Annotated in this window: 14 protein-coding genes; 7 read left to right on the top strand and 7 right to left on the bottom strand. The window is 47.8% G+C overall.

Annotated features, from left to right (window positions below):
- Positions 1 to 340 precede the first annotated feature (340 nt).
- Entirely contained in the window at positions 341 to 856 is a 516-nt protein-coding gene (locus HGH91_RS29175) for a response regulator transcription factor (RefSeq protein ID WP_168742779.1), read from the top strand.
- Positions 857 to 868: 12 nt separating this feature from the next.
- Here the strand turns inward: HGH91_RS29175 and HGH91_RS29170 are convergent, their stop codons facing one another.
- Both HGH91_RS29170 and HGH91_RS29165 read right to left on the bottom strand, forming a co-directional pair.
- Complete coding sequence (locus HGH91_RS29170) at positions 869 to 1531, bottom strand: siderophore-interacting protein (RefSeq protein WP_211092467.1); 663 nt, start codon at positions 1529 to 1531, stop codon at positions 869 to 871.
- 105 nt (positions 1532 to 1636) lie between these two features.
- Entirely contained in the window at positions 1637 to 2518 is an 882-nt protein-coding gene (locus tag HGH91_RS29165) for a helix-turn-helix domain-containing protein (protein ID WP_168742777.1), read from the bottom strand.
- Positions 2519 to 2757: 239 nt separating this feature from the next.
- Here HGH91_RS29165 and HGH91_RS29160 point away from each other — a divergent pair, with 239 nt between their 5' ends.
- The 3 genes from HGH91_RS29160 to HGH91_RS29150 all read left to right on the top strand — a co-directional run bounded on the left by HGH91_RS29160 (position 2758) and on the right by HGH91_RS29150 (position 6809).
- On the top strand, positions 2758 to 5280 hold the full coding sequence (locus HGH91_RS29160) for a glycosyl hydrolase family 95 catalytic domain-containing protein (protein WP_168742776.1): 2523 nt from the start codon (positions 2758 to 2760) through the stop codon (positions 5278 to 5280).
- Positions 5281 to 5312: 32 nt separating this feature from the next.
- Positions 5313 to 6470, top strand: coding sequence for an alginate lyase family protein (locus tag HGH91_RS29155; RefSeq protein ID WP_168742775.1), 1158 nt, complete (start codon positions 5313 to 5315; stop codon positions 6468 to 6470).
- Between the two features lie 102 nt (positions 6471 to 6572).
- Positions 6573 to 6809 carry a hypothetical protein gene (locus HGH91_RS29150; protein WP_168742774.1) on the top strand — a complete coding sequence of 79 codons (237 nt, stop codon included), beginning with the start codon at positions 6573 to 6575 and terminating at the stop codon, positions 6807 to 6809.
- On the opposite strand, the gene HGH91_RS29145 is transcribed toward HGH91_RS29150, so the two are convergent.
- Positions 6810 to 8105, bottom strand: a complete 1296-nt coding sequence (locus tag HGH91_RS29145) for a hypothetical protein (protein WP_168742773.1) — start codon at positions 8103 to 8105, stop codon at positions 6810 to 6812.
- 168 nt (positions 8106 to 8273) lie between these two features.
- Between HGH91_RS29145 and HGH91_RS29140 the strand changes: the two genes are divergently transcribed.
- The gene (locus HGH91_RS29140) at positions 8274 to 9212 is read left to right on the top strand and encodes a FecR family protein (protein ID WP_168742772.1); all 939 of its coding nucleotides are present in this window, start codon (positions 8274 to 8276) and stop codon (positions 9210 to 9212) included.
- Between the two features lie 7 nt (positions 9213 to 9219).
- Here the strand turns inward: HGH91_RS29140 and HGH91_RS29135 are convergent, their stop codons facing one another.
- The 4 genes from HGH91_RS29135 to HGH91_RS29120 form a co-directional block, all read right to left on the bottom strand.
- Positions 9220 to 9690 (bottom strand): MarR family winged helix-turn-helix transcriptional regulator, encoded by a 471-nt coding sequence (locus HGH91_RS29135; protein WP_168742771.1) that lies wholly within the window; start codon positions 9688 to 9690, stop codon positions 9220 to 9222.
- A 309-nt stretch (positions 9691 to 9999) separates the two neighbouring features.
- Positions 10000 to 11175 (bottom strand): mannonate dehydratase, encoded by a 1176-nt coding sequence (gene uxuA, locus HGH91_RS29130; protein ID WP_168742770.1) that lies wholly within the window; start codon positions 11173 to 11175, stop codon positions 10000 to 10002.
- Between the two features lie 85 nt (positions 11176 to 11260).
- Positions 11261 to 12595: a glycerate kinase gene (locus HGH91_RS29125; RefSeq protein WP_168742769.1), complete on the bottom strand. Its 1335-nt coding sequence runs from the start codon at positions 12593 to 12595 to the stop codon at positions 11261 to 11263.
- Positions 12596 to 12691: 96 nt separating this feature from the next.
- Positions 12692 to 13126, bottom strand: a complete 435-nt coding sequence (locus tag HGH91_RS29120) for a hypothetical protein (RefSeq protein WP_168742768.1) — start codon at positions 13124 to 13126, stop codon at positions 12692 to 12694.
- A gap of 196 nt (positions 13127 to 13322) precedes the next feature.
- Between HGH91_RS29120 and HGH91_RS29115 the strand changes: the two genes are divergently transcribed.
- A complete protein-coding gene (locus HGH91_RS29115) occupies positions 13323 to 16370 on the top strand; it encodes an amidohydrolase family protein (RefSeq protein WP_168742767.1) in 3048 nt (1015 codons plus the stop codon).
- Between the two features lie 37 nt (positions 16371 to 16407).
- Positions 16408 to 17691 (top strand): amidohydrolase family protein, encoded by a 1284-nt coding sequence (locus HGH91_RS29110; protein WP_168742766.1) that lies wholly within the window; start codon positions 16408 to 16410, stop codon positions 17689 to 17691.
- The last annotated feature ends 149 nt before the right edge of the window (positions 17692 to 17840 follow it).

Genomic DNA, 17840 nt, shown 5'->3' with positions numbered 1-17840 from the left:
TCCGACAAAAAACTGAAGAGTACCACGTTATACGTTTGTTTTATTTGTAATATAAAACAAATTGTATATTAATATTTATTGAAAAACCATATAGTTATCCGATTGACTGCTGCATGTAATTGTTTCAAATTTGTTACGGGTATGGAAACCGTGTGATCTTTCCATTTTTAATTATCAACCATACCAGCTTCCGAAAACTTGCAGTTATCAATGGGAGATTTCATATGAATATACATAACCCAAAAGGAATATTATGAAAAAAGTGCGGCCTATAAATCCTGGTAGTTTGGGAGAAACGCGCGTCTTGGAAGTGTCTGGATTGCACAGCGAATCATCAGAAATGTTACAACAATTAGCAAAAGATATCTGCAACCTGGTTTTTATGGATATAGAGATACCTGGATTGACTGCGATAGAAGCCGCCAGCATAGTAAAAGCAGCGTACCCTGACATTAATGTACTATTGCTTACGTTGAATGAGAAGGAACAGGAACTAACAACGGTGTCGGCAGTTACAAAAGAATTTGAACCGGATTATGTGCCCCCGGTTTCTTTGTCAGAGTTTATTTCTCAGGTCTATGAGACGGCTTTGCAGTCGAATTTAGTGGCGGTCAACAAGGTACTGGCTTATTTCCGGAAGGAAAAGCAAGTGCACCAGGACCCTTATGGGTTATCGCCGCGGGAAAAAGAAATTTTACGATGCCTGGTAAATGGCGACACCTATAAACAGGTGGCTGATGGATGTCATATCAGCGTGGGAACCGTACGTTCCCATATCATGAATATTTACCGTAAACTGGATGTCAACTCCCGTTCCAATGCCATTGTAAAGGCGATGAAAGAGCACCTGGTGTAAGGCCACCAGGCACTAGCCCCAGAAGCCCTGCGACTTTACGGAGGCCCCTTGTCCACGTAACGACGCGCGTACCAACCTGACCAGCTGATGATTGCCTGCCACATAGTAAGTAGTGTTTGTTACGGGAAATTGATAATGATACAGCCATTCCTGCAAATCTGTAAAATAATGTTCGTTATTAGATAACGGCTGTACCGGCATTTGCAACACCTGGGTAGTATTCGGTTCATCCAGCTGTAGAAAGCAATGGAAATCCTGTTCTGGGCTGATATGTTGATAAAGGGAATGAAAATGGCCTGCCGCACATGCATCGCCAACGCATATCACATGCCTGGTAGCTGGTTGTGCGCTGCCACCTCCAGGTCCTACATAAAATACGTCTTCCCCGGGTTTCAGGTCCATGGCCCAATAGCTACCGGTTCCTTCATGGTCGCAATTGACCAGTAAGGTGGCCGTTTGCGTGTCGGCATTCCAGTTGGCTACCGTATAATCGCGGTAAGCATGCGTACCCACCTCGCACTTAAGATGTTGTGTACAGCGGCAGGGTAAAGGTTCTGGTAATTGCAGGTCAAGTTGTAAAAGAAAATTGCCAATTCGTTTGGCAATGGTTACTTGGGCGGTTTTCCGTATACGAGACATTAATAAATGAGTCGCCCTGTCTTTAATTGAAAACATGTAAGCTACTTTTTGGATGTTAAATAATTCACCGGCAATGAATAGGTAGGGCCGGCGGGATTAATGGCAGCAAAGCTACCGGACCTGGAGGTCCCCATTATTATACTATTCCGGGTTATAATTATACTTTTCACGACTGGTGATGCGAAAAGCCATAGGTGTTTGATGGGTATGCTTTTTAAAAAAACGGTTGAAATAAGTGACCTCATTGAATCGCAGGTGCCAGGCGATTTCCTTAATGCCCAGTGCCGAATGCAATAACATCCGTTTGGCTTCCAATACACGCCGGGCAGCCAGCAGGGCGGATGCAGTTTGACCAGTTTCCTGTTTCACTACTTCATTCAGGTAACCTGCGCTCACATGTAAGGCATCTGCATAGTCGGCAGGGCTGATCCAGTGGCGCAAATGCACCTCCATCAATTCCCGGTAGCGGGTGAGCAATGCAGGCGGTGGGGCGTTACTGGCGCTTTGATCGGGTAAACAACGCATAAATTTTATCAGCAATATTGCCAGGTAATGTTGCAGGAGCTGTTCCTGTTGCGCGCAACGGTTGCCGACTTCCTGGCGTAACACCTCGCATAGATGCCATATTTCGTTAAATGCCGCGGTGGATGGAATAATGGCTTCCTTCATCGAAAACGGGGATATAGCTATATCTGCCGGTATAAAGTCAGGCATGAAAGAAATCAGGAAAAGATCTTCTGTTGTTTCGATATCCCCCGGCACGTGCACCTGCCAGGGCGATAAAAGAAACACACTTTCCGGAGGCAGCACTACCTGCTGAAAATCCACCATATGCTGACTACGTTGCTTACGGGCAACAATCAGTGTGTAAAACTCGTGCCGGTGCGCTTTGTTTAAGTCGGCATGTGGTGCATGACTTATTTCTCCGGTAGCTTTATAATGAACGTCAATCAACAAACCAGGGTCAATCAGTAAATCTTCAAGCCGGTAAGATGCAATGACGGGTTGTTTGTTTTTTCTCATAGCGATATAATAGGCAGACGAATAAGCGGGTTAATTATTGTGCCCCGGTTTGAAAAAGATACCTGAAATAGATAAAATTACATCTGTTTTAATACAATCGATTGCATATTTTCGGAAAATAATCACAACCAGGCAACTATATACCTGAAGAAGATAAACAGACCACGGATGAAAAACGTATACATTTTGCAAACGTTTGCTGGACCAGCATTTCACGCAGTTAAAAAAATAAGCAGTTAATGATGAAGTATCTATTGGCATCTACCCTGTTGTTGCTCACCGGACATGCCTTTGCCGGTTTGCCGGAAGACTCCTTGCTGAAACTCTGGTACCGGCAGCCAGCGCAGCAATGGGTGGAAGCCCTGCCGGTGGGCAATGGCCGCATCGGCGCCATGGTATTTGGCGGCGTACAACAGGAACAGCTACAGCTCAACGAAGGTTTCCTCTGGTCGGGCGTACCCCGTAACGGGAACAATCCCCAGGCAAAAGAGTTATTGCCGCAGATGCGGCAACTCCTGTTCCAGGAAGACTATACCGCTGCTACCAAACTGGCCCGCCAGATGATGGGCACTTACAGCGCCCGGTACCTCACCCTCGGCAGCCTGCTGATTGACAACGATATCCCCGGAGATGCCACACAGTACCGCCGGGAGCTGGACCTTAACGATGGCATCGCCCGCATTAGCTACCAGGTAAACGGCGTCGCCTATACGAGAGAAGTATTTTGCAGCTACCCTCAGCAATTGCTGGTAATACGCTATACCTCCACGAAAGCCGGACAACTCAGCTTCCGCACCCGCTTCGATAATGGCATGCCGCATACCAATAGCGTGGTGAATAATCATTACCTGGTAATGAAAGGTCGCTGCCCGGAGTATGTGGCCGCCAGGGCTTATGAAACCAAACAAATGGTATATGGCGATAAAGGCATCAACTATGAAGTACACCTGGAGGCCAGCAGCACCGGCGGAAAAATAACAGCCGATACCAGTGGTATACAGGTATCAGGCGCTACAGCCGCCGTACTCTTATTGTCTGTGGGCACCAGCTTTAAAGATGGCGAACCCAATGGGAAAGACCCGCACCAGGCTGCCGCAGCTCCCTTGCAAAAAGCCGCCGGATATGCACAATTGAAAAATAATCACGTTAAAGACTATACGGAATTATTCAGCCGGGTATCATTGCACCTGGGCATCGATAGTATGGCAGCGTATCCTACGGACGAACGCCTGAAAACATATACTGCACGCGGCGGTAACAGCGATCCCCAGTTAACCACCCTGCTATATCAATATGGCCGCTACCTGATGATTGCCGGCTCCCGCAAAAATGGCCCCGCTATGAACCTACAAGGGCTTTGGAATAAGGAAATGCAACCACCCTGGGGCTCCAACTACACGATTAATATCAATACAGAAATGAACTACTGGCCTTCCGAAACGGCTAATTTATCCGATTGCGGCGCACCGCTATTTGAATTTATTCACCGCCTGGCTCAACACGGACGGGTAACCGCTGCTGTTAACTATGGGGCTGGCGGATGGGTAGCACATCATAATGCTGATATATGGGGAATGACCAATCCTGCCGGGGGCTTCGATTTCGCCGATCCAAGCGGAAATCCCACCTGGGCCATCTGGCCCATGGGAGGCGCCTGGCTTAGTCGCCACCTATGGGAACATTACCTGTTTACCGGCGATAAAAAAATGCTGCTGCAAGCGTATCCCGATCTGAAGGACGCTGCGGTATTCATGCTCGACTGGCTCGTGAAAAACGATGCCGGACAATGGGTAACGAATCCTTCTACGTCGCCGGAGAATAATTTCAGGATCAATGGTAAACGCGCCGGCACTGTGAGCATTGCCTCCACCATGGATCTTTCCATCCTCCACGACTTGTTTAATAATGTAATACAGGCTGCCACCGTATTACAGCGCGATACTGCACTGGTAGCCCGTATCCGTCGTACTATGACAGATATATACCCGTTCCACACCGGGCAATATGGTCAATTGCAGGAATGGTACAAAGACTGGGATGACCCGGAAGACAGCCACCGGCACGTATCTCACCTTTATGGCCTGTTTCCCGGTAACTTTATCACGCCCAGAAGGGATACCATATTATCGGCGGCTGCTAAACGTAGCCTACTGCTGCGCGGCGATGGCGGCACCGGATGGTCTAAGTCGTGGAAAATAAACTGGTGGGCACGCCTCGAAGATGGTAACCACGCTTATACTATGCTGAATAAACAATTATTTCTTGCCGGCGGGCAAACCGTAAGTGTAGCAGATAACAGCGGTGGTTCTTACCCCAATTTATTTGATGCTCATCCTCCTTTCCAGATAGACGGCAACTTTGGGGTTACTTCCGGTATTACAGAAATGTTGCTGCAAAGCCATGATGGCGTAATATACCTGTTGCCGGCGCTTCCCGACGCATGGCCGTCCGGCAGTGTAAAAGGATTGAAGGCAAGAGGCGGATTTGAAGTAGATATGGAGTGGCGTAACGGACAGCTCACACATGCTACCATTAAATCGCTGCTGGGAGGTAATTGCCGTATTCGTACGCACGTTCCCGTTACCATCAATGGAAAAGCTACCCACCCCGCAACTGGCCAAAATGCCAATCCATTTTACGCGCTGCAAACGCCGGGGAAGACAGTCGTAAAAGATGCAACGAAATTGCCAGCGCTGCAGTTGGGAAAAGTATTTGAGTATGATGTTCCAACTGCGCCTGGTAAAATTTACCAGGTTTTATGAACTAAGCAAAAAGATTACTAAAAAGTAGTGAGATGCGTTATTTCGTATGGTCGTTACTGTTATATATAACGATAGCGGCACAGGGGCAGGTCCCCGACGTACAACAGTTACTGAAAGATACCCGCCCCGCTATCATGCGCCGGGCGCAATGGGCATTGCAACAGGCGCCTCAAACCATCACGGCGTTTCGTTGTGAACGTAGCGCCGGAGGGTTGCATGACTTTTATTCGGAAGGGGATTACTGGTGGCCGGATCCGGCGCATCCGGATAGTCCCTATATTCAGCGCGACGGGCAAACCAACCCCGATAATTTTGTAGCGCACCGGCAGGTAATGATCCGGTTTAGCCGCGTAATGGGAGCACTGGCAGCAGGGTATATCGCTACCCGCGACAATACCTACCTGCTGCACGCGTTATTGCATGCGCGGGCATGGCTGGAAGATCCGGCTACCCGCATGAATCCTTCTCTTTTATACGCACAGGCTATCAAAGGCCGTGCTACCGGGCGGGGAATAGGTATCATTGATACCATTCAGTTGATGGAAGTAGTGCAGGCCCTGGGTATCATGGAAGGGGCAGGAGCTATTCCTGACCGGGATCTGCAGGCGTTTAAAAACTGGTTCCGGGAATACCTGCAATGGCTTACTACGCATCCGTATGGTAAAGAAGAAATGAATGCGGCCAACAATCATGGTACCTGCTGGGTAATGCAGGTGGCTGCTTTTGCCCGGTTTACAGGCGACCAACAACTACTCACATTTTGCAGCGAGCGATATAAGACGGTATTGTTACCCATGCAGATGGCGGAGGATGGCAGTTTCCCCAGGGAACTGAAACGTACTAAACCTTACGGCTACTCGTTGTTTAACCTGGATGCCATGTGCACGATCTGTCAGCTGCTGAGTACTACTGATAACAACTTGTGGCAATATACTACTGACAAGGGTTGCAGCATGGTAAAAGGTATCGCGTTCCTGTTTCCCTATGTAAAAAATAAACAGCGCTGGCCTTATGCACAAGACGTGATGTACTGGTATAACTGGCCGGTAGCACAGCCTTTCCTCGTATTTGGTGCAGCTGCATTACACCAAACGAATTACTATCGTTTATGGCTTTCTCTCGACCAGGATCCTGCAACGGAAGAGGTGATCCGGAACCTCCCCGTCCGTAATCCAGTGATATGGTTCTGAATCGGTTAAAATTTACAATTATTTAAGATTTAAATGATTTATTTTGTTAATATAAATGATTAACTTTAGGATAACTATACACTATGCTTAAACTTTAGAGATATGAGTTGGATGGATGACTTGTATGTGATTTACCAGAAACTGGATGCCACCGGTTGTGAAGAGGTAAAACATAACATTTTAAAAGCCCAGATAGACGGTTGTAAACGTGGCGAAATTTATTTCCTGGTATTACAACAGCTGGTACAGATTAAAACAGACAAAGCGCCTGTTTACGAGTTGATTAAGGGAGAGGTAGAAAACATTATCCATTGTAGTAAAGGACAATACCTGAGTTAATTATTTTAATTCTTCTATCAGTTTCTGCACTTTAGGGTAATTGGGGGCTTCGGGAGGTATTTTTGATAACCATTCCCGGCACTGCTGCTTGCGGCCCTCTTTCAGATAACTCAATGCCATATAGAATGCTGCATCATTGCGGAGATCATGGCTGTTGTTAAAAACAGTGAGCAGGTCTTCCCGTGCATCATTCAGCTGGTTTTGATCGATGCGTGCCACACCCCGGTAAAATCGTGCATACAGGTTGCCGGGATTAGTTGTCAACGCATTGTTCAGCAGGATAACAGCTTCATTAAAATGGCCACGGTTGAATTGTCGGATAGCTTCTTCCGGCAAACGCAGGCTGTCAATATCCGGGATTTGCATTTCTGTGGAAGCAAATTGCCGGTAAATATTCTTTCTCCAGGGACTTATATACAATAAGATGGCTATGCCTGCAGCTATCAGCGCTGTCAGGATTACATAATTACGGATAGGTATCGCCGAATTATCTTTCAGTGTATACCAGGCATTGCGATGGGTAAAGAGCAAGTGTTGTATTTCATCGCGGTCTGCATCGGGGCATATTTTCTGGGCCAGCAGCTGCCGGATAATATCGAATCGTTTTACCTGCTGCGAAAAGGCTACATCGTTCTGGAGCCTGGCTGTAAACGCTTTACGCTCTGGTTCATTCATTTGTCCGCTAAGAAAACGGTCGGTATCCTCCAGGTTTGGGTCTGACAGGCTATGCGCTTTCAATTTATTGTCGATATCCCGGAACAGGCTGCGAAAGCAGGAAACCCGTCTTGCTGGTAACTCTGCCAGCGGGATGTTGGTTTCTGCAGAGATATCTGCCTGCAGGCAGCCATCGGTGAGCGACCATCGCAGCAATTCTTTACATTCGTCTGGCAATGAGAGGTAGTAGTGGTAAGCCAGTCTTCTTTTTTCACCTTCCTTTAATACATCCTCCACATCCTGGATATCGTCCCGGCTCATGGTCGACAATTCTTCTGCTTCCAGTCCCGGGATACGTTGTCCACGTCTTTCCAGTTCCTGTTCCCAGATGCGCTTACACAGCAGTTGAAGAAAGGGTTCGAAGTCTGCCACTTTAAGCGGGTGGCGTCGGGCGAAGAAGTAAATATCCATCAATGCTTCTTCGAAGATGTGAGCGGCATCTTTGACATGGCCGCTTTTCTGCAGGATAAACCGCTTTTCTTTGGTGGCAAACCGCTGATAGATATTCTCGATTACAGCAGGTTGATGGCGAAGCAATCCCTCAATATATTCCTGGTCGTTAGATATTAGTTCAGGTGACATACATATCGTTTTTGCCGGGTTCCTCTCTACTAAAAATATTAAACCTTGTCGATGTAGCCTAATTATTTATTGGATAAGCAGCAAATGCAATGCCTATGCGGTGGAACTTGCAAGGAAGTTAAGTATCTTGCCAAACATAGCAGCTATAGTCGACAGTACCCAGTGAATATGTATCAACCTGATGAAGATATCAGCCAACTGATATCAAGTTTTATCGCATCTCCACAAGATCCGCTTTTACGGGAACAGGTGGCAGCTTTTGTGGCTGCTGATCCTGGGCAGGCTGTTTATGTGGAAAGCCGTCTCTCAGCCTGGTTAGAGGAAGGGCGGTTTGTGAGGCCCATGCCATCCGCCCCGGTGATGTCGGTAAGTCGCCATCGGTCTTTCCCCTGGAAATGGCTGGCGGCAGCTGTCGTAGTGCTGATGATCATAGCAGGAGCCTGGTTATTGTGGGAAAACCAGCCTGCGAGGATGCTGTTATACACCAATCATACAGGACGCATAGATACCTTGCAATTGGAAAAAGGAAGTAGCATTATTACCAATAAGGGTACTGCGCTTACCTATGCTGCGCAGTTTGAGGCTACGCCCGAGGTAAGCGTGATTACCGGAGATGCATATTTTAACATACACCGGGTACACCGTATCCGGATGAGGTTAGATGAACATACGGTATTATACACTGCCAATGCCGTATTCAGCGTACACCGCACTCCGGCTGTTTTCCAGGTGTATGTGATAAAAGGCAGTGTAATGCTGGTCCCGGATAAGGGAAATAAGCTGCAGCTAACCGCCAATATGCAGGCCAAACGGGAATTACACCAATCTATACAGAAGAAGACCTTGAAAGGCGCCTCCTTACTGGCCTGGAAAACAGGCCGGTTGAAGTTCCGGAATGTTCCACTTGAGGAAGTACTGGATGCAGTAAATGGTTATTACGGCCTCGAAATCCTCGTACCGCCGTCGGCATATCAGTTGTATAAACGGCGGTTGACGGCTGACTTTGAGAACAAGTCAGCCGCTGAAATGCTGGCGCTGTTACATAAAACATTGAACACGCCTATTGTAAAAGACAGTGCCAACAGGTATTATGTTACCGTTAAGTAGGTTGGTATCAGGTAAGGTTTAAGCCCGCATTTAATTTTTTGAGAATAGTTTTAAGATCGGATAATGCGTCGGCTCCGATAATTGCTTCATATCCTGCCTGTATTTCATATACGGCTTCGTATACATTGATCATAAATTCCTTACCTTTTTCAGTCAGGAAAATGAGGCTGGCACGGTTGTCGGTATCGTGTTTACGGCTGCTGATATAATTTTCTGCTTCCAGGTTTTTTACCACTTTGCTCATGGCTTGCTTGCTGATGCGTGCTTTCCTGGCCAGGTCGTTATTGATGGTGCCATGTGGATCTATGTGTACCAGCAGGACCATGTCGCCGAGTTTAAAATTTTTGTAGCCGCGTTCCTGTATTCTTTCTGTAATGCGCTGGTCCATGTCTTTTTTGAACTGGTTGATCAGGCGGGCGAGGCTATCAGGTCTTTTAGTCAGGCATGCCTCGTATCTCGCATCTATTGTTGCGCTCATCGTATTGTAGGTTTAGTAAAAATGTGCAGTTGATAAAATCTCGTATCCTGGTACAATGCTACAAAAAAGCAACGGTTTTTTGCTATGCTTTCTGGAAAGCTATTGCTGGCAGGGATATAAAAGAAAGACCCACCACAGCGGCGGGTCTTTTAGTATTTTAGATAGAGCAGTGTAAATTGTACGCGTAATCAGCCATTACGGTATGTGTTCAAATACGCTTTCTGCCCTGGTGTAGCATCTCAGTCCGACGATGGTATTGCTTATCCCCACCTTTACTCGTTGTGCAGACCTGATGCTGGTAGACGTCAGTCAATCAGAGCCTAAGGCCCCGGCTATTCCCATTTCCAGGCCTCTCAGTTCTGCCAGTCCGCGTAAACGGCCAATGGCGCTGTAGCCAGGATTGGTTTTTTTATGCAAATCATCCAGCATCTGGTGACCATGATCGGGACGCATTGGAATGGATACATTGCGGCGTTTCATGGTCAGGAGGATGTTTTTTACTACGGCAAACATGTCTACATCGCCTTCCAGGTGGTTGGCTTCATGGAAGTTGCCTAAAGCATCCCGTTGTGTACTGCGGAGGTGAATAAAATGAATATGGTCGCCCAATCGCTCTATCATACCGGGAAGGTCGTTGTCGGCCCGTACACCGTAAGAGCCGGTGCAAAAGCACAGCCCATTGGCAGTATAGGGAGCGGCAATCAGCAGTTCCCTGGCATCCTGCTCTGTACTTACGATACGGGGCAGCCCGAAGATAGGGAAAGGAGGATCATCCGGGTGGATGGCCAGCTTAATGCCCACTTCGTCTGCGATAGGTGCTATTTGCTGTAAAAAATAAAAGAGATGCAGCTTCAGCTGGGTGGCATCTATACCTTTGTAAGTATCCAATGCTGCCTGAAACTGTTGCAGGGTAAAACTTTCCTCAGATCCGGGTAAACCGGCGATAACATTTTTCTGGAGTAATACTTTATCCTCTTCGGTCATGCTGTCGAAATGCTCTTTGGCGCGGGCAATTTCCTCTTCGGTATAATCCTTTTCTGCATCAGGCCTTTGTAGCATGAACAGGTCGAATGCCATGAAAGCTGCTTTTTCAAAGCGCAGGGCTTTGGAACCATCTTCCACGGTATATGACAGGTCGGTGCGGGTCCAGTCCAGTACCGGCATGAAATTATAGGTAACGGTACGTATATCACAAGCGGCCAGGTTACGCAAGGTCTGCTGGTAGTTGCTGATATAATCCCGGAAACGGCCACGCTGTGTTTTAATATCTTCATGTACCGGTACGCTCTCTACTACCGACCAGGTAAGACCAGCAGCTTCTACGGTGGCCTTTCGCTTTAATATCTCCTCCTTCGTCCATACCACGCCATTGGGTACATGGTGCAATGCTGTTACTACACCTGTAGCTCCTGCCTGTTTAATATCAGACAGGCTAACCGGATCGTTAGGCCCGTACCATCGCCATGTCTGTTCCATTCTCAGCATAATGCAATACGTTTATTGTAAATCCAGAATTTTTAATTCCAAACCCCAAAAATATAATCTATCTACACATATACAAACTTTGATTTTAAATTTTAGGCGGGACCGGATAGATCAGTAAGATCATGAGATCCATTACGTTAGTTTGTGTAGGCCCTGTAATCATTAACCCGCCTGCTTTTGAGAAGAAGTGCCAGGCATCGTTGTTACGCAGAAAACTATTTGGGTCCAGCTGCTGACGGACTGCATTTTCTATCGTAGATGCGTTTACGATAGCCCCGGCGGCATTAGTAGGGCCGTCGCCGCCATCGGTGCCTCCGCTTAAAAACGTTAGCCTGGGATCTTCCGCAATGGCGATACCCACCTCCAGCGCCAGCTGCTGGTTGCGGCCTCCCAGGCCGGTTCCGGTTATTTTAACGGTGGTTTCGCCACCTGCCAGTAAACAGGCGGGTAAAGGCCCGTGATAACGTTCCGCTGTTTCGGTGAGCATAGCGGCTACTGCGTGTACATCTCCGGTAACGGTATCAGATAAAAACAAGGGATGGTAGCCCAGTGCCTGTGCCTTGGCAGCCGCAGCTTCCAGGGCAATGCGGTTGGTACCCGCCAGGTAGTTATACACATGGCTAAAGTCGGCATCACCAGGCTTTGGTGTTTCAGGAATGAGGCCCGCGGCGCCCTGTTGGAGGTATTGCCATAGTGATGCCGGTAGCTGGTTTTGCAAATGGTATTGTGTAAGAATGGACAAGGTATCCTGGAACGTAGATGGATCGGCCACTGTAGGACCGGAGCCGATAACGCTCAGGTCATCGCCCACCACATCGCTTAAAATCAGGGTACATAGCCTGGCAGGGCGAATGAGCTGCGCCAGCTGACCGCCTTTCACCGAAGAGAGATGTTTACGTACGGTATTCATCTCCCGGATATCTGCCCCGCTTTTAAGCAATGCTTCAAATAGCTGTTGCACTTCAGGAAGTGTACTTCCTGCCGGTACATCGGCCAGCAATGCCGAAGCGCCGCCGGATAGGAGGAAGAACACCAGGTCGTTTGCATGCACCTGGCGGGCTATTTCCTGCAGCTTCACGGTGGCGGTTACACTGTTTTCATCTGGTACAGGATGTCCTGCTTCCAGGAGCGACAGTTGTTGTAAAGGCAATGCATGGCCATATTTGGTCACCACCAGCCCCTGTAGAGGGAAGTGTTTACTCAATATCTTTTCCAGCTCCGCGGCCATAGCGGCAGCGGCTTTTCCTGCGCCCAATATCCATACTTTTCCCCCTGCCGGTAGCGCATAGGTATGATCGGCCACCCGGATGTTGCTGGTGCCGGGTAATACGGCTACATGTTGTTGCACGAGGTTGGCCGGGTGTACTGCCGCCACCGCATGCCGGAAAATCTGTTGAATATCGTGAACGGGTGTATCCATACGATAGGTTTAAAAGCTATTGAAGCGAATGATCTCAGCGTACTTGCCAAGATCATTCGCTTCAACGGTGTATATTTTTGCCTGGTATATCAGGCGTTATTGTCCATTTTTCAGCTCTTTCTTCTGCCGCTTTTTTTCCATTCTTGCTTCCAGGTGCTCCTTCTTATTCATTTCCCAGTCATTCCACTTTTTGTATTGTGTTGCGGTAAATACGGTTTTAAAGCGTTGGCTACGTTCTGAATCCAGTGCTTTAAACTGGGTCATGCGCTCTTTTTTAGAGAGCGATGCATTCTTTTTTACCGCATCCATCCGGCGAACAATGTCCTCATTAATAACATAAATCTTCTCTGTTTGGGCCCTGTTGAGGTTCAGTTTATGAGAGATTTTATCGGTTATCTTGCTGGCGCGTCCTTCTATTGTCCAGCGGCCTCTTGAAACAGCAGCCGTGTCGTTTGCCTGTGCGTGAACACCGGTGGTTACTGCCACCAGGCAGACCAGCAGTAACAGTATATAAGCGGAAATAATCTTCATAATCAGCTAGTATTATACGAATTTAAACAAACTTAAGGTGTAATCCCCTGTCAAATTATCCCTTTTTCGTGTGAATCCAAAATTTGGAATCCGGCATTACCACTCATAAAAAATATGCCGTTTTATTAACAGCCACCTCAATGATTTACTATTTTTAGCCGATCAACGGAATCTGAACCGAAAACTATCGATTTACATGAAAAAAGCTTTTGAGAAACCCGTGCGCGCTCTGCTATCGCGGTGTATAACCTATGCGCTGAACCGGCATCGCAGCAAATGGCTGCTGTTGTTGTTACTGTCGACCGGCTCTTATGTGCATGCCCAGGAAACTTTTCCAGCAAATGGCATCGCAGATCCCCGGGAAGGCTGTTTTGCCTTTACACATGCTACGATCATCAGGGATGCACAAACTACGTTGAATAACGCTACACTGTTGATCAGGGACGGAAAAATTGTGGAGGCAGGTACTGCGGTAGCCATCCCGAAAGACGCGGTGGTATTGGATTGTAAAGGAAAGTATATTTATCCTTCTTTTGTAGATCTATACAGCAACTACGGTTTATCCGAGTCCAAACGTGGTGGCTCTGCCTGGAATGCAGCCCCGCAATTTCTCTCTAACACCAAAGGGGCATACGGTTGGAACCAGGCAATCAGAAGCGAAATCAATGCGGCCGACCTGTTTGTAGCAGACGATGGCAAGGCAGCCCCCCTGCGGGAAGCAGGCTTTGGCACTGTACTGATACAGCAACCTGATGGCATTGCCCGCGGCACTGCCGCCCTGGTAACGTTGGCCACTGCGAAAGAAAATAAAGTCATGCTCCGCGAAAGAGCTGCAGCAGCATACTCCTTCGATAAAGGCACTTCTACACAAAACTATCCCAACTCGCTGATGGGCTGCATAGCCCTGCTGAGGCAGACTTACCTGGATGCGCAGTGGTATAAATCACAACCGGCAAAAGAAGGAATCAACCTTAGCCTGCAGGCATGGAATGCCAACCAGTCCTTACCACAGCTTTTTGAAGCCGCCGATAAATGGGATGTATTGAGAGCCGATAAAATCGGGGACGAATTTGGTGTACAATATATCATCAAAGCCAGTGGAAACGAATACCAGCGCATCGCTGAAATGGCCGCTACCAAAGCAACATTTATAGTGCCGCTTAACTTCCCCAATGCGATTGATGTAGAAGACCCTAACGACGCCCGCTTCGTAGCACTGGCCGATATGAAACACTGGGAAATGGCGCCCACTTCGCCTGCCGCCTTCGAGAAAGCGAACATCCCTTTTTGCCTCACCGCCGCGGATCTGAAGGACGTAAAACAATTCCTGGCCAATGTGCGTAAAGCCATCGACTATGGACTCAGCGAACAGAAAGCATTGGAAGCATTAACCAAAACACCGGCCTCCCTGATAAAAGCATATGATAAAGTAGGTAGCCTGGAAACAGGTAAACTGGCTAATTTCCTCATTGCCTCTGGTCCTATCTTCAACGATAAAACTATTCTTTATCAAAACTGGGTGCAGGGCAATCGCTATATCATCAAAGCTGATGGATGGAATGATGTTCGTGGGGTGTACACCGTTAGTCTCAGCAATGGGGCCAGTTATACGGTAAATATCAAAGGGAGCCCGGTATCGCCTGCCCTTACGGTATTACAACAGGATACCCTGTCCGGACATATCGATATCAACGGTAAACTCATAGCCTTGTCTCTGCCACTGAGTAAAAGCAGTAAAAGCAGCATACGCCTGAGTGGAGTTATCAGTGACAATAGCTGGACGGGCACCGGATCTGATACCAGTGGTAACCTGGTAAAATGGAATGCGGTATTCGTCAAAGCAACACCTGAAAAAGGAGATACAACGAAAGCAAAAGTACCCGTAACCGTTGGCCCCATGTACTATCCATTCAATGGCTATGGCTGGGAAAAACTCCCGCAGCAACAGGACTTGCTTATTAAGAATGCTACTGTTTGGACTGGTGAAAAAGACGGTAAACTGGAAAATACTGACGTATTGATCCGCAATGGTAAAATTGCACAGATAGGCAAAGGGCTGCCTGCCGGCAGCGCCCGGGTGATAGATGGCACAGGCAAACACTTATCTGCCGGCATTATTGATGAACATTCCCATATCGCCATCAGCAAAGGTGTCAATGAATCGTCCCAGTCTGTGACATCGGAAGTGAGCATTGCAGATGTGCTGAACCCGGAAGATGTTAATATTTACCGGCAACTCAGCGGCGGCGTCACTGCTTCTCACTTACTGCACGGCAGCGCCAATGCTATCGGCGGACAATCCCAGTTAGTTAAACTCCGCTGGGGGCAAAATGCGGAAGGTCTGAAAGTAACCAGCTGGGACCCGTTTATCAAGTTTGCATTGGGCGAAAATGTGAAGCAATCCAACTGGGGAGAGCGGAATACCGTTCGCTTTCCACAAACCAGGATGGGCGTAGAACAAATATACATAGATGCGTTTACCCGTGCCCGTGACTACGAAAAGCAAGGCGCCGGTAAACGCCGCGACCTGGAGCTGGATGCGCTGGTAGAGATCCTGCACCAACAGCGGTTTATTACCTGTCACTCTTATGTACAGAGCGAAATCAATATGCTCATGTATGTGGCAGACAGTTTCCATTTCAGGGTTAACACTTTCACCCATATCCTTGAAGGATATAAGGTAGCAGATAAAATGAAGGTTCATGGCGCCGGCGCAGGTACATTCGCTGACTGGTGGGCTTATAAAATGGAAGTACAGGACGCTATTCCTTATAACGCCGCCATTATGCATAAGGTGGGTGTAGTGACTGCCATCAACTCAGATGACGCAGAAATGGCCCGTCGCCTCAACCAGGAGGCTGCCAAAACCGTTAAGTATGGTGGTGTAAGCGAAGAAGATGCCCTCAAAATGGTGACCCTGAACCCGGCGAAGCTCCTGCATATAGACAGCCGCATGGGAAGTATCAAGGTGGGTAAAGATGGAGACGTAGTGCTGTGGAGTGATAACCCGCTGAGTATTTATGCGAAAGCGGAAAAAACGATTGTAGATGGTATTGTGGAATTTGACAGGGAATACGACCTGCAACTGCGCGCCCGCATTGCCGCTGAGCGAAATCGCCTGATACAACGCATGCTGGCGGAAAAGAAGAAAGGTACGCCTACGCAGAAAGCCACTTTTGTGCCAGATGAAATGTACCACTGCGAAGATCTGCAGGGAGGACACCAACAGGCAATCGGCTACTAGCCGCCCATTATTTTGAAACACTTTAAGCAAATGATCGATGAATAAAAATATTATTTTGCTGGGTCTGGCCATGGGACTTCATTCCGCCTATGCACAGGAAACAATTTCTCCCGCACCCGCCCAACGCAAACCGGTTTACCTTACTCATGCCACCATTCATGTAGGTAATGGGCAGGTGATTGAAAATGGTACCATCGCCTTCAGCCAGGGAAAAATCACTGCTGTTGGAAATAACATTGCAGCTGCCGGCGATGCTACCGTAATAGATTTGAAAGGGCAGCATGTATACCCGGGTATCATAGCACCGGAAACCAGCGTGGGGCTGGTAGAATTTGAAAGTGTACGTGCCACTATCGATCTCCGGGAAGTGGGTGAAATCAACCCGTCCGTTCGTTCCATTATTGCGTATAATGCCGATTCCAAAGTAATTAATACCCTGCGCTCCAATGGGATATTACTGGCACAGATAACTCCACAGGGCGGCATCGTTAGCGGCGCCTCATCCGTGGTGCAGCTGGATGCCTGGAACTGGGAAGATGCGGCCTATAAAACAGATAATGCGCTGCACTTCTTTATGCCCCGTTTGATACCAGTGGGCAGCGGTAGTGGTCCCGCCACTAACGACAGAACCAAAGCAGCCCTGGAGCAGATAGAAAAGGTAAGAACGTTTTTCCGGGAAGCCAATGCCTGGCTGAAAGAAGGGAAGCACAGCGCTACCAATCTCAAATTTGAATCCATGCGTCGCCTGTTTAATAAAGAACAAAAGTTGTTCATTCACTGCGACCTGGTAAAGGAAATGTTGCTGGCCATAGATTTTGCAAAAGAGTTTAATATAGAGGTGGCCATTGTAGGAGGTACTGATGCCTGGCTGATTGCCGATATCCTGCAGAAAAATAATATCCCGGTAGTGTTAACCCAGCCGCATAGCTTGCCGCTCATGCAAGACGATGATGTGGATCAGCCTTATAAAACAGCTGCGCTGCTACAGAAAGCCGGCGTGTTGTATTGCCTGAGCAACGAAGGGTTCTGGCAGCAACGTAACCTGGGATTTGAAGCGGGTACCGCAGCTACTTATGGCCTGAGCAAGGAACAAGCGCTGTCGGCGGTTACGCTAAACGCAGCTAAAATACTGGGTATTGATAACATCGCTGGTTCGCTGGAACCCGGTAAAGACGCCAACATTGCGGTGAGTAACGGGGATATGCTGGATATGAAGTCGAGTGTCATTACCCAGGCATTTATCCAGGGAAGGGAAATCAACCTGGATAATAAACAGAAACAGTTGAATGAGAAGTATGAGCAGAAATATGGTTTGAAATAATTGGGGAGTAGGTATAAAAAAGAAAAGAGGGCGTCTCAAAAATAATTGAGGCGCTCTTTTAGTTTTTAGGCACAACTAAGCTCATTATGAGATAATTTATTCCAAAATGCAATTTTTGATGCAGTATTAATTGTTGGATTGTTGTATAA

The sequence above is a fragment of the Chitinophaga eiseniae genome (assembly GCF_012641265.1).
Lineage (GTDB): Bacteria > Bacteroidota > Bacteroidia > Chitinophagales > Chitinophagaceae > Chitinophaga > Chitinophaga eiseniae_A.
This window is presented reverse-complemented; position numbering and strand designations above follow the sequence as displayed.

Coding starts and splice junctions, on each gene's coding strand:
- HGH91_RS29125 (WP_168742769.1), bottom strand. CDS start 12,595: ATGGATACACCCGTTCACGATATTCAACAGATTTTCCGGCATGCGGTG.
- HGH91_RS29140 (WP_168742772.1), top strand. CDS start 8,274: ATGTATCAACCTGATGAAGATATCAGCCAACTGATATCAAGTTTTATC.
- HGH91_RS29170 (WP_211092467.1), bottom strand. CDS start 1,531: ATGTTTTCAATTAAAGACAGGGCGACTCATTTATTAATGTCTCGTATA.
- HGH91_RS29150 (WP_168742774.1), top strand. CDS start 6,573: ATGAGTTGGATGGATGACTTGTATGTGATTTACCAGAAACTGGATGCC.
- HGH91_RS29145 (WP_168742773.1), bottom strand. CDS start 8,105: ATGTCACCTGAACTAATATCTAACGACCAGGAATATATTGAGGGATTG.
- HGH91_RS29115 (WP_168742767.1), top strand. CDS start 13,323: ATGAAAAAAGCTTTTGAGAAACCCGTGCGCGCTCTGCTATCGCGGTGT.
- HGH91_RS29160 (WP_168742776.1), top strand. CDS start 2,758: ATGATGAAGTATCTATTGGCATCTACCCTGTTGTTGCTCACCGGACAT.
- HGH91_RS29175 (WP_168742779.1), top strand. CDS start 341: ATGTTACAACAATTAGCAAAAGATATCTGCAACCTGGTTTTTATGGAT.
- HGH91_RS29110 (WP_168742766.1), top strand. CDS start 16,408: ATGAATAAAAATATTATTTTGCTGGGTCTGGCCATGGGACTTCATTCC.
- uxuA (WP_168742770.1), bottom strand. CDS start 11,175: ATGCTGAGAATGGAACAGACATGGCGATGGTACGGGCCTAACGATCCG.
- HGH91_RS29135 (WP_168742771.1), bottom strand. CDS start 9,690: ATGAGCGCAACAATAGATGCGAGATACGAGGCATGCCTGACTAAAAGA.
- HGH91_RS29155 (WP_168742775.1), top strand. CDS start 5,313: ATGCGTTATTTCGTATGGTCGTTACTGTTATATATAACGATAGCGGCA.
- HGH91_RS29120 (WP_168742768.1), bottom strand. CDS start 13,126: ATGAAGATTATTTCCGCTTATATACTGTTACTGCTGGTCTGCCTGGTG.
- HGH91_RS29165 (WP_168742777.1), bottom strand. CDS start 2,518: ATGAGAAAAAACAAACAACCCGTCATTGCATCTTACCGGCTTGAAGAT.